At 68.5% G+C, this 19,207-nt stretch carries 1 protein-coding gene (running past one end of the window); it reads right to left on the bottom strand.

Annotation, left to right across the window (positions count from 1 at the left end; all coding sequences use genetic code 11):
* Positions 1–19,207 carry the 5' portion of a non-ribosomal peptide synthase/polyketide synthase gene (locus CJ177_RS45220; protein ID WP_257015059.1) on the bottom strand. It extends 10,328 nt beyond the left edge of the window, so the window shows 19,207 of its 29,535 coding nt (coding positions 1–19,207); its start codon is at positions 19,205–19,207; the stop codon falls past the left edge of the window.

Genomic DNA, 19,207 nt, shown 5'->3' with positions numbered 1-19,207 from the left:
ATGCGGGCGAGGACGTTTCGAACTGGTTGAGGAACCACATCCGCTGCTGCGCGAGTGACAGGGGGATCCGGTCGGGGCGGACCGCCGCGGTCAGGGGTGCGATCGCGGTGGACGGACCGTGCCCGTCGAGTCGCCGGGCCAGGGCCGCGACGGTGGGGGCGTCGAACACGTCGCGGATGGCGATGCGTGTCCCCGTCGCGACCACGATGCGGGTGCTGAGTTTGGTGGCCGACAGGGAGTTGCCGCCGAGTTCGAAGAAGTTGTCGTCGACACCGACCCGGGGGACGCCGAGGAGTTCGGCGAAGATCCCGGCGACAATGCGTTCCGACTCGGTGCGCGGCGCCGTGTACTCCGCCTTCACACTGAACACCGGTGCAGGCAACGCCTTCTGGTCGACCTTGCCGTTCGGTGTCAGCGGCAGTTCCGCCAGCGTGATCAGCAGCGACGGAATCATGTAGGAAGGCAGGCTGCCCGCCGCGTCGGCGAGAACGGCGTCCCGGTCCAGTGTGAATCCGCGGCGCGGTACGACGTACCCGACGAGGTGATCGCCGGTGTGCGGGTCCGAATGCGGGACGACGATCGCCTGGTCCACGTCTTCGTGCCGAAGCAGTGCCGACACGATTTCGCCGAGTTCGATGCGGAATCCGCGGACCTTCACCTGGAAGTCGGTGCGCCCGAGGTACTCGAGCCGGCCGTCCGCGTTCCAGCGGACGAGGTCGCCGGTGCGGTACAGCCGCGCGCCCGACGTGGAGAAGGGGTCGGCGACGAACCGTTCGGCGGTGAGGTCGGGGCGGCCCAGGTATCCGCGGGCGAGCTGGACTCCACCGAGGTACAGCTCTCCCGCGACACCGGCCGGAACCGGATGCAGGCGGCCGTCGAGGACGAGGGTGCGGGTGTTCCAGACGGGCAGACCGATCGGGACGGTGTCGGAGTTGTCGGACCGCGCCGCGAAGAAGGTGGTGGTCACCGCCGCCTCGGTAGGCCCGTACGTGTTGTCGATCTCCGCGGGATGGGACGCCCGGAAGTCGTCGATCGTCTCCGGCGACACGGCTTCGCCGCCGACCAGCACGTGTCGCAGCGCCGGCAGATCGTCGAGGCCTGGGCCGGACGTCAGGGCCGCCAGCATCGCCGGCACGAAGTGCACGATGGTGACGCCGTGTGCGCGGAGGACGCCCGAGAGGTACTCGGGGTCGCGGTGCCCGTCGGGTTCGGCGACGACGAGCCGAGCGCCGGAGACGAGCGGCGCGAAACATTCCCACACCGACACGTCGAACGTCACCGGTGTCTTGAACAGCATCGTGTCGGCGGTGCTCAGCGCGTACTGCGCACGCAGCCACTCGAGTTGCGCCGCGATCGCCGCGTGCGTGACGGCGACCCCCTTGGGCCGCCCCGTGGAACCGGACGTGAAGAGGACGTACGCCGTGTTGTCCGGGCGCAGCGGTGCAATCCGTTCGTCGGCGCGGATCGGCTCCCCGCCGAACTCTGCCGGGTCCGGGTCTGCGGGCACGACCGCCCGCACCCCGTAGCGTGTCGTCCCGGTCCGTGGGAGCAGGTCGCTGCTCGTGAGCACCAGGGATGCGCCGGACTGTTCGACGATGTCGCTGTTGCGCTGTTCGGGTTGACCGGGATCGAGTGGGGTGTAGGTGCCACCTGCCTTCACCACGGCGTGGACGGCGACGAGCAGGTCGAGCGAACGCGGGATCTCCACCGCCACGACGACGTCGGGGCCGACACCGTCGCCGATGAGGTTGCGCGCGAGGCGGTTTGCCCGCGCATCGAACTCGGCGTACGTCAGCGCCTCGTCGCGCCAGAGCACCGCGGGGGCGTCCGGTGTCGTCCGTGCCTGTTCGTCGAGGAGACCGGCGAGGGTGGGCTGCGCCGTGTCCCGTGTCGCGCCGTGTGACAGTGCGAGCAGACGCAGCCGGGCATCGTCGCCGAGCAGGTCGAGGTCGCCGACCGTGGTTCGGGGATCGCGGGTCAGTCCGGTCAGGACCCGGAGGAACGACTCACCGATCCGCAGCGCGGTGTCCTCGTCGAAAAGGTCCTTGGCGTAGCCGAGTTCGAGATCGAGACCGGTCGGGTTCCCTTCCTCGTCGTGGCGTTCGCCGAGCACGAAGTTGAGGTCGAACTTGGCGATCGGCGATTCGATCTCGAGAGCGGATACGTCCAGTCCCGGCAGTTCGAGTGTGGGGGTCTGCAGGTTCTGCAGTGCGAGCGCCACCTGGAACAGGGGGTGGAACGCGGTGGAGCGGGTCGGGTTGATCGCGTCGACCAGCTGCTCGAACGGCACGTCGACGTGGGAGAACGCCTCGAGGTCGACGCGCCGGACCTGCTCGAGCAGTTCGGCGCCCGTCGATTCCGGTTGCACGTCGGTGCGCAGCACCAGGGTGTTGACGAACATGCCGACGAGTCCGTCGAGGGATTGCTCCCCGCGGCCCGCGACGGATGTTCCGATGGCAACGTCCGGGCCTGCCCCGATCCGGGACAGGAGCGCGGCGAGTGCGGTGTGGACGACCATGAACAGGCTGGCGTGGTGGGTGCGCGCCACGTCCAGCAGACGCAGGTGGCTGTCGCCGCCCAGGGCCAGCCGTACCGTGCCGCCACGGTTCGACGGAGCGGGCGGACGGGGCCGGTCGGTGGGTAGTTCGACCTGATCCGGCAGACCCGCGAGTGTTCGCTTCCAGTAGGCGATCTGGCCGGCGGCCAGCGACTGCGGATCGTGCTCGTCGCCCAGTAGTGTCCGCTGCCACACGGCGTAGTCCGCGTACTGCACCGGCAACGCGTTCCAGGCCGGGGCGGTACCGGCGGTCCGTGCCGCGTAGGAGGTCATGACATCGGAGGCGAGGGGGATGAACGACCAGCCGTCCGCCGAGATGTGGTGGACGACGAACAGCAGGATGTGCTCCGAGCGGCTCTCGCGGAACAGGTGGACCCGCAGCGGGAGGTCGGTGGTGACGTCGAATCCGGCGGACGCGTGCCGCAGGATCGCACCGGTGAGGTCTTCACCGGACAGGCGTGACGGCGTCAGATCGAGGGGGATCGACTCCACCGGGACGATCACCTGATGCGCCCCGTTCTCGGTCGCCGGGTAGACGGTGCGCAGCGCCTCGTGCCGCTCGAGGACGTCGCCGAGCGCCGCACGCAGGGTCGCGACATCGATCCGGCCGGACATGCGCAGCGCGAGCGGGATGTTGTACGCGGCCGAGGTGGTGTCGAACTGGTTGAGGAACCACATCCGCTGCTGTGCCGGCGACAGCGGGATCGTCGCGGGCCGCTCACCGGCGACGAGGGCGGGCCGCTCGACCGTCGTCTCGGACAGCGCGGCGATCGCGAGTTCGCGGACGGTGGGGTTGTCGAACAGGGTGCGGACGGAGATGCGTGTTCCCAGCGCCGACCCGACTCGGGAGACGACCTGGGTGGCGGACAGCGAGTTGCCGCCGAGGTCGAAGAAGTTGTCGTCCAGCCCGATCGACGACTCGCCCACCACGTCGGCGAAGACGGCGGCGATCGCCTGCTGGGCCGGGGTCTGCGGCGCCGTGAACTCACTGCGGCGCGCGAAGACGGGTGCGGGCAGGGCGTTGCGGTCCAGCTTCCCCGCCGGAGTCAGCGGCAACGAATCCAACACCACGATCGCCGACGGCACCATGTACCCCGGCAACCGCTCCCCCACGAACTCGGCGAGTGCACGGGTGTCGACGTCGGTTGCCGGCGCCGGCAACACATACGACACCAGACGACTGCTCCCACCCCCGTCCCCATAGCCGACCGTGTGAGCGAACTCCACCACCGGATGCGCCGCCAACGCCGCATCGATCTCACCCAACTCGATCCGGAACCCCCGAATCTTCACCTGAAAATCACTACGCCCCAAAAACTCCAGAACCGGAGGCCCGTCCGGAGCCGTCACCCACCGCACCACATCACCCGTGCGATACATCCGCCCACCCGACCCGAACGGACACGCCACGAACCGCCCCGCCGTCAACCCAGCCCGATGCACATACCCGCGAGCCAAACTGGAACCCAGGACATACAGCTCCCCCCGCACCCCGACCGGAACCGGACGCAACCGCTGATCCAGCACCACCAGGTCCACACCCACCGTCGGCGACCCGACGCTCACCGGCTGCCCGGGCACCAACGGACCGGTCGCCGACGACATGATCGTCGTCTCACTCGGACCATACGCATTGACCATCACCCGGCCCGGCGCCCACCGCGACACCAACTCCGGCGGACACACATCACCCGCCACCACCACCGTCTTCAGATGGTCCAGACCGCGGTGATCGAGCGACGCCAACGCCGCCGGCGTGCAGAACGCATGCGACACCTCGTGTTCGGCAACAAACTCCGCCAACTCCGAACCACCGAAAATACTGGTCGGCGCCACCACCAGCGTCGCCCCCGCACACACCGCCATCACCAACTCGAACACCGACGCATCGAAGCTCGGCGACGCGAAATGCAGCACCCGCGAACCCGACGACACCACCAGACGGTCCCGCTCATCCGCCGCCAGATTCACCACACCCCGATGCGTGACCGCCACACCCTTCGGCCGACCCGTCGACCCCGACGTATAAATCACATACGCCGGATGATCCACCGACAACACACCCGTGCGGTCCGAATCATCCAGGGGTTCCGGGGAGTACGAGGCCAGACCCTCGACCACTGCGTCGTCGTCGAGGACGATCCACTGCGTGCACTCCGGCAAACCCTCCCGCAACGCGGCGGTAGTGATACCGATCGGCGCACCACAATCCCCCAGCATGAACGCGATGCGGTCAGCCGGATAACCCGGATCCACCGGAACGAACGCCGCCCCCGCCTTCGCCACCGCCCAGGTTGCGGCGACGGACTCCCGCGACCGCGGCAACGCCAACGCCACCATGACCTCCGGGCCGACCTGCATGGCGGCGAGCAGTCGCGCCAGGCGGTTCGATTCTGCGTCCAGGGCGCGGTAGCTCAGGGTGTCGGCGGAGATCCCGTGCCCGGGTGCGACGAGGGCATCGCCGTCCGGGTTGCTGCGCACGGCGCCGGCGAGCAGATCCGGCACGGTGACGGGTGCGAGTCCGGGCCTGCCCGTTGCCGGGACGAGAGCTGCCCGTTCGGTGTCGTGGAGTAGGTCGAGATCACCGACGGCGGTGCCCGGGTCGGAGATCACGGCCTCGAGAATCCGCTGCAGTCGCCACGCGAGGTCGCGGACGCTGGACTCGTCGAACAGGTCGGTGGCGTAGGTGAATTCGGCACGGATCCCGGACGGTGCACCGGTGTCGTCGAGATTCTCGCCCAACGTCAGCTGGAGGTCGATCTTGGCGACCCCCGGATCCACGTCCTCGACGCCGATCCGCAATCCCGGCAGTTCGTACGCGTCCGCCTGTACCGGGTTCATCGACAGCGCAACCTGGTAGATCGGATGATGCGCCGGGGTGCGCGTCGGGGCGAGCACGTCGACCAGCCGCTCGAACGGGACGTCCGCGTGGGCGAACGCCGCGAGGTCGGTGTCGCGCACCGTGTGCAGCAACTCGGCGAAGCTGTCTTCGTTGCGAACGGCTGTGCGCAGGACGAGGGTGTTGACGAACATGCCGACCAGGTCGTCGAGAGCGCGTTCGCCGCGTCCGGCGATCGGTGTGCCGATCGCGACGTCGTCGGTGGCCGACAGACGTCCCAGGAGCAGCGCGAACGCGGCGTGGGCCACCATGAACGTGGTGGCCCCGTGTTCCCGGGCCAGTCGCTGGATGCCGCGGTGGGTTTCGGGATCGATGCTGAAGCCCACCGATCGCCCGGCGAACGTCGGCTGAGCCGGACGCGGCCGGTCGAACGGCAGGCGCAGTTCGTCGGGCGCGCCTGCGAGTGTGTGCGTCCAGTATCCGAGTTGGGTGGTCATGACGGATTCGGCGTCGTCCTCGCTGCCGAGAACGTCCCGCTGCCACACGCTGAAATCGGCATACTGGACCTCGAGCGGCGCCCATTGCGGCGCATGACCGTCGGCGCGGGCCGCGTAGGCAACCATGACGTCGCGGCCGAGCGGTCCGAACGACCAGCCGTCGGCCGCGATGTGGTGCAGCGAGATCGCCAGAACGTGCTCGGTGGGAGCCGTGCGGAACAGCGTGGCCCGTACCGGTATCTCCGCGGTGACGTCGAATCCGCGGGACGCGAACGCCACTATTCGGCTGGGGAGGTCGGTCTCGGTGACGTCGACCGGCCGCAGCGTCACGGAGACGTCGGGGGCAAGCAGCACGATCTGCTCGGGGCCACCCTCGCCGTCCGGGAACACCGTGCGCAGCGACTCGTGGCGTTCGACGACGTCGTCGAACGCCGCCGCCAACGCCGCGGTGTCGATCGCGCCGGACAGCCGCACCGCGAACGGCAGGTTGTAGGCCGGGGAGTCGGCGTCGAACTGGTTGAGGAACCACATGCGCTGCTGCGCGAGCGACAGCGGGATGCGGGCGGGCCGGGTCACTGCAGTCAGGGCCGGGCGCACCGCACTCGTGGTGGCGTCGATGCGCAACGCCAGTGCGGCCACGGTGGGCGCATCGAACACGTCACGAACCGACAGCCGGGTTCCGGTCGCCTCGGTGATGCGCGCGGTCACCCGGGTGACGGACAGCGAATTGCCGCCGAGGTCGAAGAAGCTGTCGTGCACACCGATCCGGCCGGCGTCGAGGACGTCGGCGAACACGTCCGCGACCGTCTGCTCGACGTCGTTGCGGGGTGCCACGTATTCGGTTGCGTTCGAGACGAATTCGGGGGCGGGGAGGGCCTTGCGGTCCAGTTTCCCGCTCGTGTTCAGCGGGAACTCGTCGAGCAGCACCACGGCCGACGGCAGCATGTACGCCGGAAGCGCACCCGCTGCGTGCCGGCGCAGGTCCGCGGCGTCGACAGTGCGACCGGACGCGGGAACCACATACGCCACGAGATGATCACCCGTCGAGGCATCCGAGTAGACAAGGGCCGCAGCACCGGTCACATCCGGATGCGACCGCAACACCGCCTCGATCTCACCCAACTCGATCCGCTGACCACGGAACTTCACCTGGAAATCGGTACGCCCGATGTACTCGAGCACCCCGTCCCTCCGGCGCCGCACCAGATCGCCCGTCCGATACATCCGCAACCCGGCACCACCGAACGGATTCGCCACGAACCGATCCGACGTCAAATCCACCCGGCCCAGATACCCCCGCGCCAACTGGATACCACCCAGATAGAGCTCCCCCGGCACCCCCACCGGAACCGGATGCAACCGCGAATCCAGCACGTACGCCTGGGTGTTCCACTCCGGCACACCGATCGGCACCGTCGCCTCGTCGGCGTCGGACGTCTCCCAGTACGTCACCGACACCGCGGCCTCCGTGGGCCCGTACAGATTGTGCAACCCGGCAGTCGACATTTCCCCGAACCGCACCACCGTCTCCGGCGGCAACGCCTCACCGATCACGAACACGTGCCGCAGGGTGCCGCAGGAGGCTGCCGGGGCCGCGGCGATGAAGACATCGAGCATCGACGGCACGAAATCGGTCACCGTCACCCCGTGCCCGTCGATCGTGCGCGCAAGATACGCCGGATCGCGATGGCCGTCCGGAGTGGCCAGCACCATGGTGGCGCCGACCTGCAACGGACAGAAGAACCCCCACACCGACACGTCGAACGTCGTCGCCGTCTTCTGCAACAACACATCCCGCCCGGTGAGCGAGTACTCCGACTGCATCCACAGCAACTGGTTGACGATGCCCGCATGCGGCACCGCCACACCCTTCGGCTTACCCGTCGACCCCGACGTGTACATCACATACGCGGTATTGGACGGGCGCAGGGGGTGCAACCGATCGGCGTCGGTGATCGGGTGCGACCCGAATTCCGACAGGTCCAGCGCGTCGACTTCGATCACCGGGAACATGACGGGAAGATCACCGCGATCGGCGGACGTGCTCAGAACACACACCGGCTGCGCCGAATCGAGCACGTACCCGATGCGATCGACCGGATGATCCGGATCCACCGGCACATACGCACCACCGGCCTTCACCACCGCATACATCCCCACCACCAGGTCCAGCGAACGCCGCATCGCCAGCACCACCCGCGACTCCGGCCCCACACCGCACGCGACCAGATACCGCGCCAACCGGTTCACCCGAGCATCGAACTCCGCATACGTGAGCGCAGCGTCCTCGAACACCACCGCCGTCGCACCCGGAGTCCGCGCCACCTGCGCATCGAACAGGTCCGGCAGGGTGGCGACAGGAACGGTGTGGTCGGTCGAGTTCCAGAGCGTCAGTGCGGCGCTCTCGTCGGCGTCGAGCAATTCGATGTCGCCGACACGCGTGCCCGAGTCCGTGGTGACGGCGTCGAGGATCGCGGTGAATCGGGCGGCGATGGCGGCAGCGGTGGCCTCGTCGAACAGGTCCGAGGCGTAGGTCAGTTGCGCGGTGATCCCCTCGGGATCGCCGTCGGCATCGAACCGCTCGACGAGGGTGAAGTGCAGATCGAATTTCGCGACGTCGATGTCGGTGTCGAGTCCGCGCAGTGTGAGTCCGTCGAGTTCGAGTGTGGTCTGCTCGAGGTTCTGGAAGGTGAGCATCACCTGGAACAACGGGTGGCGGGCAACGTGCCGGGTGGGGCTGAGGACCTCCACCACCCGTTCGAACGGGACGTCGGCGTGGGAGAACGCCGCGAGATCCACGTCCCGGACATGGTCGAGCAGGTCGGTGAACGCCGAACCCGGATCGACGGGGGTCCGCAGGGTCACCGTGTTGACGAACATGCCGATCAGATCGTCGAGTTCGCGTTCGCCGCGGCCCGCGACGGGGGTGCCGATGGTGACGTCCGAGGAGGCGCTGAGACGCCCGAGCAGGACGGCGAGCGCCGTGTGCACGGCGATGAACAGCGTGGCCCGCCGGGACTGTGCGAGCGCAGCCAACGCGCGGTGCGTCGACGCGTCGACGGCGAAGTCGACGTGCCGACCGCGGTACGACTGCTCCGCGGGTCGCGGCCGGTCCGTCGGGAGACCCAGCTCCTCGGGAACTCCGGCGAGGGTGTTCGTCCAGAAGTCGAGTTGCCGGGCCGCGAGCGAATCCGGGTCGGATTCCTCGCCGAGCAGGTCACGTTGCCAGAGGGCGTAATCGGCGTACTGCACGGGAAGCGCCGTCCAGGTGGGGCGCTCTCCCCGTGTGCGGGCCGCGTACGCGATCATCACGTCGCGCACCATCGGTGCCATTGACCAGCCATCGCCGGAAATGTGGTGCACCACAAGTGCCAGCACGTGATCGTCGGCGCCCACCCGGATCAGCGTGACGCGGACGGGCAGGTCGGTCGTGACGTCGAAACCGGTGGTGAAGAATCGTCCGAGGACGGTCTCCAGTTCGTCCTCACAGACGGCGGCGACCGACAGATTCACTGGTGCGTCGGCGGTGTCGCGCACGACCTGGTGCGGACCGGTCGCCGAATCCGGGAACACCGTGCGCAGTGTTTCGTGGCGTTCGATCAGGTCTGCGATGGCCGCCTCGAGTGCCGCCCGGTCGAGTGCCCCGGTGAACCGCACCGCGAACGGCAGGTTGTAGGCCGGAGACGACGGGTCGAACTGGTTGAGGAACCACATGCGCTGCTGGGCCGGCGACAACGGAATCTGTTCCGGCCGCTCCCGCCGGGTCAGTGCCGGTCGAGTGTCCGCACTGTCCGACTGCAACAGTCGGTCCGCGAGTTCCGCGACAGTCGGCGACTCGAACAGGTCCCGCACCGCGAGCGGCACGTCGAGTTCGCTGCGGATCCGGGACACCAGCTGGGTGGCGATCAGCGAATTGCCGCCGAGGTCGAAGAAACTGTCGTGGACGCTCACCCGGTCGAGTCCGAGCACCGTGCCGAACACCGCGGCGACGGAGTGCTCGACGCTCGTGGACGGTGCGATGTATTCACCCGCAGCCGAGGAGAACTCCGGTGCGGGGAGGGCCTTGCGGTCCAGTTTCCCGCTCGTGTTCAGCGGGAACTCGTCGAGCAGCACCACGGCCGACGGCAGCATGTACGCCGGAAGCGCACCCGCTGCGTGCCGGCGCAGGTCCGCGGCGTCGACAGTGCGACCGGACGCGGGAACCACATACGCCACGAGATGATCACCCGTCGAGGCATCCGAGTAGACAAGGGCCGCAGCACCGGTCACATCCGGATGCGACCGCAACACCGCCTCGATCTCACCCAACTCGATCCGCTGACCACGGAACTTCACCTGGAAATCGGTACGCCCGATGTACTCGAGCACCCCGTCCCTCCGGCGCCGCACCAGATCGCCCGTCCGATACATCCGCAACCCGGCACCACCGAACGGATTCGCCACGAACCGATCCGACGTCAAATCCACCCGGCCCAGATACCCCCGCGCCAACTGGATACCACCCAGATAGAGCTCCCCCGGCACCCCCACCGGAACCGGATGCAACCGCGAATCCAGCACGTACGCCTGGGTGTTCCACTCCGGCACACCGATCGGCACCGTCGCCTCGTCGGCGTCGGACGTCTCCCAGTACGTCACCGACACCGCGGCCTCCGTGGGCCCGTACAGATTGTGCAACCCGGCAGTCGACATTTCCCCGAACCGCACCACCGTCTCCGGCGGCAACGCCTCACCGATCACGAACACGTGCCGCAGGGTGCCGCAGGAGGCTGCCGGGGCCGCGGCGATGAAGACATCGAGCATCGACGGCACGAAATCGGTCACCGTCACCCCGTGCCCGTCGATCGTGCGCGCAAGATACGCCGGATCGCGATGGCCGTCCGGAGTGGCCAGCACCATGGTGGCGCCGACCTGCAACGGCCAGAAGAACCCCCACACCGACACGTCGAACGTCGTCGCCGTCTTCTGCAACAACACATCCCGCCCGGTGAGCGAGTACTCCGACTGCATCCACAGCAACTGGTTGACGATGCCCGCATGCGGCACCGCCACACCCTTCGGCTTACCCGTCGACCCCGACGTGTACATCACATACGCGGTATTGGACGGGCGCAGGGGGTGCAACCGATCGGCGTCGGTGACGCTCGCGCCGGGGAAGTCGGTCAGGTCCAGGTCGTCGATGGTGACCACGTCGACGCCGGACGGAAGTGCGGGCTGATCCGCGGTAGTGGTCAGGACGCGAACCGGCCCGGCGGACTGCAGCACGTACCCGATGCGGTCGGCGGGGTGATCGGGGTCGACGGGCACGTACGCGCCGCCCGCCTTGACGACGGCGTACATCCCCACCACCAGGTCCAGCGAGCGCCGCATCGCCAGCGCGACCCGCGATTCGGGCCCCACACCGCACGAGACGAGATACCGGGCGAGTCGGTTCGCCCGCTCGTCGAGCTCGGCGTAGGTCAGGGAAGCGCTGTCGAAGACCAGGGCCGTCGCGCCGGGTGTGCGCGCCGCCTGCGCATCGAACAGGTCCGGCAGGGTGGCGACGGGAACCTCGTGGTCCGTGGCGTTCCACCCGGCCAGCTCCCGGAGGCGCGCAGTCGGGTCGGCGATCGCGATATCGCCGACCGGCGTCTGCGGTGCAGCGGTGACCGCCTCGAGGATCCGGACGAACTGTGCACCGAACGAGCGGACCGTGCTCTCGTCGAACAGTTCGGTGGCGTAATTGAATTCGGCGGCGATGGGGCCGGGCCTGCCGTCGGCGCCGTGGGTGTCGGTGAGGACGAGTTGCAGGTCGAACGCGGCGACGTCGGGGACGACCGGTTCGCTCGACACCGACAGGCCGGGGAGTTCGAGGTGTGCGGGTGCGTGGTTCTGGAAGAACAGCGCGACCTGGAACAGCGGGTGGTGGGCTGCCGTGCGGGTGGGGTTCAGGTGCTCCACGAGACGTTCGAACGGCACATCCACGTGAGCGAACGCGGTGAGGTCCGCGTCTCGGACCTGCTGCAGCAGCGCGGCAAACGACGACGCCGGGTCCACCTGCGCGCGGAGCACGAGGGTGTTGACGAACATCCCGACCAGGTCGTCGAGGTCGCGGTCGCCGCGGCCGGCGACAGGCGTGCCGATCGCGATGTCGGTGGTCGCGCTGAGCCGGCCGAGCAGCACCGACAGGGCGGAGTGCGCGACCATGAACAGGGTGGCGTTCTGGGTGCGGGCCAGGGTCAGCAGGCGTTGGTGCAGTTCCGCGGAGATCTCCCACGACAGGGTCGCGCCGTGTTTCGACGCGACGGCGGGTCGCGGTCGGTCGGTGGGCAGGTCGATGCTGTCCGGCAGCCCGGCCAGCGCGGTGCCCCAGTAGCAGAGTTGGCGGGCGGCCCGGGAGTTCGGGTCGTCCTCCTCCCCGAGGAGTTCTCGTTGCCAGAGTGTGTAGTCGGCGTACTGCACCGGCAGCGGCGTCCACTGTAGGTCGTGGCCGCCGCTGTGCGCGGCGTACGCGAGCATCAGGTCGCGGGACAGCGGCGCGAAAGACCATCCGTCGGCGGCGATGTGGTGCACCACCAGGGTCAGCACGTGTTCGTCGTCCCGAACGCGCAGCAGTTGTGCGCGCACGGGAATCTCGGTACTGACGTCGAAGCCGGTGAGGGCGAACGTCCGGATCGAGTTGTCGAGGTCGGCCTCCCGGGCCTCGACGACAGTGAGGCCGAGGTCGACGTCGTGGGCGTCGAGGATGCGCTGCCAGGGTCCCGTGTCCGAGCCCGGGAACACGGTGCGCAGCGATTCGTGCCGGTTCAGCACGTCACGGAGCGCGCGACTCAGTGCCGTGACGTCCAGGTCGCCCGAGAAGCGCACGGCGAGAGGCAGGTTGTAGACGGGGCTTGCGGTATCGAACTGGTTGAGGAACCACACCCGCTGCTGGGCGGGCGACAACGGCACCCGCTCGGGTCGCACCTGCGGGGCCAGGGCGGGACTCGAGGTGTGCGTGTCGCGGTCGACGCCCTCGTACCGTTGTGCGAGCCCGCCGACGGTCGGCGCATCGAAGACATCGCGCAGCGACACGGGGACGCCGAGCGCCGTGCGCAGTCGCGACACCAGTCGGGTGGCGACGAGCGAGTTGCCGCCGAGGTCGAAGAAGTGGTCGTGGACACCGGCCCGCTCGACCCCCAGGATCTCGGCGAACACACCGGCCACGATCAGCTCGGCGGGCGTCCGCGGTGCCACGTATTCGGTGGTCACCGTGTCGAGGTCCGGTGCGGGCAGGGCCTTGCGGTCGAGTTTGCCGTTCACCGACAGCGGCAGGGTGTCCAGGTGCACGACGTGCGCCGGGATCATGTACGAGGGGAGAACCCGGGCAAGGTGGTCGCGGAGATCGGTCGCCGCGACGTTCACGGCACCGACCGTGTACGCGACGAGGGCCTCTTCACCGCGGTCGTCGCGGTGCACCACCACGACCGCCTGCATCACATCCGGATGCGTCTCCAGCGCCGTCTCGACCTCCCCCAACTCGATCCGCTGCCCCCGCAACTTCACCTGGAAATCGGTACGCCCCACATACTCCACAACCCCATCACGGCGGCGACGCACCAGATCCCCCGTCCGATACATCCGCCCACCAACCACATACGGGTTCGCCACGAACCGATCCGCCGACAGATCCGGACGATCCAGATACCCCCGCGCCAGCTGATCCCCCGCCAGATACAACTCCCCCGCCACCCCGCACGGCACCGGATGCAACCGCGAATCGAGCACATGCAACTGCGTGTTCCACACCGGACGCCCGATCGGCACCGAATGGACATCCGCCGCACCGGTCTCCCAGAACGTGACATCGACCGCGGCCTCCGTCGGACCATACAAATTGTGCAGATCGGCACCACTGACCGCCCGGAACCGCAACACCTGCTCCGGCGTCAACGCCTCCCCCGAACAGAACACCAACCGCAACGAATCACACACCACCGCAGCAGGTTCGGCAGTGAACACCGACAACATCGACGGCACGAAGTGGGTGGTCGTCACGTGACGTTCCTGTATCAGCCCTGTCAGGTACCGCGGATCGCGGTGTCCGTCCGGTGCGGCGATCACCAGCGTGGCACCGACCTGCAGCGGCCAGAACAGCTCCCACACCGACACGTCGAACGTCACCGGAGTCTTCTGCAGGACGACGTCCGCGCTGGTCAGGGTGTATTCGTGCTGCATCCACAGCAGGCGGTTCACGATCGCACCATGGGTGACGGCGACCCCCTTCGGCCGGCCCGTCGACCCGGACGTGAAGATCACGTACGCCGTGTTGTCGGTGGTGAGCGCGGTGGAGATCGGTGCCGAGTCCTCGTCGGGGAGGTCGAGGGTGTCGATGTTCACCACCGGTGCCGCGGTGGTGAAGGTGGTGTCGTCGGCGGCGCGCGTCAGCACGCACACCGGCTGGGCGGTGTCGAGCGCGTATGCCGTGCGCTCGGCGGGGTGATCGGGATCGATCGGCAGGTACGCGGCTCCCGCCTTCACGATCGCGTAGATGGCGACGAGCAGATCGATCGATCGCCGCATCCCGACCGCGACGACGGACTCCGGTCCCACACCGCTTCTGATCAGGTAGCGGGCGAGGCGGTCGGTGCGCTGGTCGAATTCGGCGTAGGTCAGCCACCGGTCCTCGAATACCAGCGCAACGGCGTCGGGAGTGGCGGCGGCCTGGGCAGCGAACAACGACACCAGGGTGTCCGCCGGCACGGGGTGGTGCGTTGCGTTGGCCGCCGTGAGGGCGGACCGCTCGTCCGCGTCGAGCAGGTCGATATCGCCGACCACGATCGGTGGGTTGTCGACGACCACGTCGAGGAGCCGGCCGAACCGTTCTCCGATCGACACGGCGGTGTCCTCGTCGAACAGGTCTGTCGCATAGGACAGTTGCACGGCCAGCCCGGCGGGGGCGCCGGCGGAGTCGAACTGCTCGACGACGGTGAGTTGAAGGTCGAACTTCGCCACGTGGACGTCGATCTCGGCGGCCTCGACCTCGAGTCCGTCGAGTTCCACCCGGGTGTTCGCCGTGTTTTGGAAGGTAAGCATCACCTGGAACAGCGGGTGGTGTGCCGACGACCGGGCGGGGCCGAGCACCTCCACGAGGCGCTCGAACGGGACGTCGCCGTGCTGGAACGCGGCGAGGTCGGCGTCGCGGGTGCGGGCGAGTACGTCACCGAACGTGTCGCCGGGGTCGACGGTGGTGCGGAGCACGAGGGTGTTGACGAACATGCCGACGAGGTGGTCGAGCGCCTCCTCGCCGCGTCCCGCGACGGGGGTCCCGATCACGATGTCCGATCCGGCGCCGAGACGGCGGAGCAGCACCGCCAGCGCGGCGTGCGTCACCATGAACGGCGTCGTGCCGGTGCTCTGTGCGAGATCGACGAGACGCCCGTGCACGTCGGCCGGGATCGTGAACTCGACACGCCCGCCCCGGTGGGACATCTCGGCGGGCCGTGTCCGGTCGGTGGGCAGCTCGATCAGCTGCGGCAGACCGGCGATCGCCGCCTGCCAGTGGGCGATCTGCCTGGCGGACAGGCTGTTCGGGTCGTCCTCCGAACCCAGTAGGTCCCGCTGCCAGAGGCTGTAGTCGGCGTACTGCACCGGGAGCGGCGCCCAGGTGGGTGCGTGACCGGCGGCGCGCGCCGCGTACGCGACCATCACGTCGGCGGCCAGCGGTGTCATCGACCAGCCGTCGGCGGCGATGTGATGAACCACGAGGACGAGAACGTGCCGGTCGGGCGCCTCCCGGAACAGTCCGGCGCGCAGCGGTATGTCGGCGCTGAGGTCGAATCCGGCACCGCCGAGTGCCGTCACCGTGGCGGTGAGCGACTCGGCGTCGACATCGATCGGAGCCGTGTCGGCCAGCACGCTCGCGGCGGGCAGGATCAGCTGGTGGGGTCCGTCAGGGGTGTCGGGGTAGACGGTGCGCAGCGCTTCGTGCCGTTCCTGGACATCGCCGAGCGCCGCTCGCAGGGCTTCCCGGTCGAGATCTCCGGTGAGCCGCAGGGCGATCGGCAGGTTGTAGGCGGCCGAGGTCGTGTCGAACTGGTTGAGGAACCACATCCGTTGCTGCGCAACGGAGAGGGGCACGCAGGCGGGGCGGTCCCGTGCTTCGAGCACCGGACGCGGGTCGGATTGTGGGCTCGTGTTCGCCACCGCGACCGCTAGCTGCGACACCGACGGCGACTGGAACAGGTCCCGGACCCCGATCCGCACACTGAGGGCGGCGTTCACGCGGGACACGACCTGGGTGGCCATCAGGGAGTTGCCGCCGAGTTCGAAGAAGCTGGTGTCGACGCCCAGTTCGGGTAGGCCGAGGACGTCGCGGAAGATCCCGAGGAGGATCTCCTCCGTGACCGTTCTCGGGCGCACGATGTCGGCCGAGCGTGCGGCGAATACCGGTGCGGGCAGGGCGTTGCGGTCCAGCTTCCCCGCCGGAGTCAGCGGCAACGAATCCAACACCACGATCGCCGACGGCACCATGTACCCCGGCAACCGCTCCCCCACGAACTCCGACAACACCCGGGTGTCGACGTCGGTTGCCGGCGCCGGCAACACATACGACACCAGACGACTGCTCCCACCCCCGTCCCCATAGCCGACCGTGTGAGCGAACTCCACCACCGGATGCGCCGCCAACGCCGCATCGATCTCACCCAACTCGATCCGGAACCCCCGAATCTTCACCTGAAAATCACTACGCCCCAAAAACTCCAGAACCGGAGGCCCGTCCGGAGCCGTCACCCACCGCACCACATCACCCGTGCGATACATCCGCCCACCCGACCCGAACGGACACGCCACGAACCGCCCCGCCGTCAACCCGGCCCGATGCACATACCCGCGAGCCAAACTGGAACCCAGGACATACAGCTCCCCCCGCACCCCGACCGGAACCGGACGCAACCGCTGATCCAGCACCACCAGGTCCACACCCACCGTCGGCGACCCGACGCTCACCGGCTGCCCGGGCACCAACGGACCGGTCGCCGACGACATGATCGTCGTCTCACTCGGACCATACGCATTGACCATCACCCGGCCCGGCGCCCACCGCGACACCAACTCCGGCGGACACACATCACCCGCCACCACCACCGTCTTCAGATGGTCCAGACCGCGGTGATCGAGCGACGCCAACGCCGCCGGCGTGCAGAACGCATGCGACACCTCGTGTTCGGCAACAAACTCCGCCAACTCCGAACCACCGAAAATACTGGTCGGCGCCACCACCAGCGTCGCCCCCGCACACACCGCCATCACCAACTCGAACACCGACGCATCGAAGCTCGGCGACGCGAAATGCAGCACCCGCGAACCCGACGACACCACCAGACGGTCCCGCTCATCCGCCGCCAGATTCACCACACCCCGATGCGTGACCGCCACACCCTTCGGCCGACCCGTCGACCCCGACGTATAAATCACATACGCCGGATGATCCACCGACAACACACCCGTGCGGTCCGAATCATCCAGGGGTTCCGGGGAGTACGAGGCCAGACCCTCGACCACTGCGTCGTCGTCGAGGACGATCCACTGCGTGCACTCCGGCAAACCCTCCCGCAACGCGGCGGTAGTGATACCGATCGGCGCACCACAATCCCCCAGCATGAACGCGATGCGGTCAGCCGGATAACCCGGATCCACCGGAACGAACGCCGCCCCCGCCTTCGCCACCGCCCAGGTTGCGGCGACGGACTCCCGCGACCGCGGCAACGCCAACGCCACCATGACCTCCGGGCCGACCTGCATGGCGGCGAGCAGTCGCGCCAGGCGGTTCGATTCTGCGTCCAGGGCGCGGTAGCTCAGGGTGTCGGCGGAGATCCCGTGCCCGGGTGCGACGAGGGCATCGCCGTCCGGGTTGCTGCGGACCGCACCCGCGAGGAGGTCGGGCAGAGTGACGGGTGCGAATCCGGCGCGCCCGGTGGCGGGTACCAGGCTGCGGTGTTCGTCCTCGTCGAGGAGGTCGAGGTCGCCGATCCGTCGTGGTCCCTCTGTGTCGGAGATGAGGAACGCGCCGAGGAACCTGGTGAACCGAGCGTGATGCTCGGCGAGGGTGTCTTCGGAGTACAGGTCGGGGTTGGCCTCGAGGTCCAGGTTGAGGCTGGTGCCGGCGACCCCGTGGTATACGTTGACTGCGAGGTCGGTGATGGGTCCGGTCGACAGCAGTTCGAGTCGGCCGACGATGCTGCCGAGGGTGATCTCGTTGTGGAACAACATGACGTTGATCAGTGGGCCGTAGAAGCCCTGATGCTCGGTGGCCGCGTCGCGTCGGATGTCGATGTGCGGGTACCGCTGATGCCGGAGCGCCGCGGTGACTTCCAGCCGGACCGCTGCCACCAGATCCGTGTTCGTCATGTCCGGGCGCACGTGCAGTCGCAGCGGGACGACGTTGGACACCATGCCGCCCGAGCGGCGGAGCAGCGCGGTGGTGCGGGCGGTCACGGGCAGGCTGACCGCGACCTCCTCGCGTCCGGTCATCCGGGAAAGGTACGCGGCGAAGGCGGCGATGACCTCGAACGCGGTCGACGAGTCGTGGCGGTCCGTCGCAGCCTCGAGGTGGTCGACGAGGGCGTCGGGGATCTGGCCGCCCGTCGTGCGGCTCCGCGCCCGCGCGGGGGCGCTCCGGTCGACGAGGCTGTGCGGTTCGCCGATGGTGGACACCCGCGCGGACCAGTACTCCCGGTCGGCCCGGTAGCGCGCCGACGTCCGGTAGTCGTCGTCGACCCGGGCGACGTCGGTGAGTTCGGCGGCCTTGGACGGCCCGGGGGCGCGACCCTCGACGGCTGCGGTGTACAGCTCCGCGGTCCGGTCGACGAGCGTCACCGATCCCATGCCGTCGAGCGCGACGTGATGGACCCGGCTGTACCAGTAGTGGCGATCCGGCCCGATGCACAGAAGCGCCGAGGTAGTGAGCCGATCGCGGCACACGTCGAGCGGGGCGGTGTACTCCTGCCGCATCCACTCCTTCGCCGCGGCCCGTGGATCAGGCTCGTGCTGCAGGTCGACGAACCGGACCGATGCTTCCAGGGTCGGATCGACCAGCTGGTAGGGAACTCCGTCGACCTCGACGAGTCGGAGGAATGCGGAGCCGAGCTCGCGGCCCGCGGTGATCATCGACTCCGACAGCAGCGGTACGTCGAGCGCACCCACCAGTTCGACGCACTGCGCGATATTGACGGGTACGTCGGGATCGAGTTGCTGGGCGAACCACATGCCCTGCTGAGCGGCGGAGAGCGGAAATGCACCGTCCGGAATGCGACCCTCGGTGGTCACGTCACCACTCGGCACAGCTTCGACCAC

It is taken from the genome of Rhodococcus sp. ACPA1, from assembly GCF_002300195.1.
GTDB lineage: Bacteria > Actinomycetota > Actinomycetes > Mycobacteriales > Mycobacteriaceae > Rhodococcus_F > Rhodococcus_F opacus.
The sequence above is the reverse complement of the archived record's forward strand: the minus strand, read 5'-3'. Positions and strand labels throughout refer to the sequence as shown.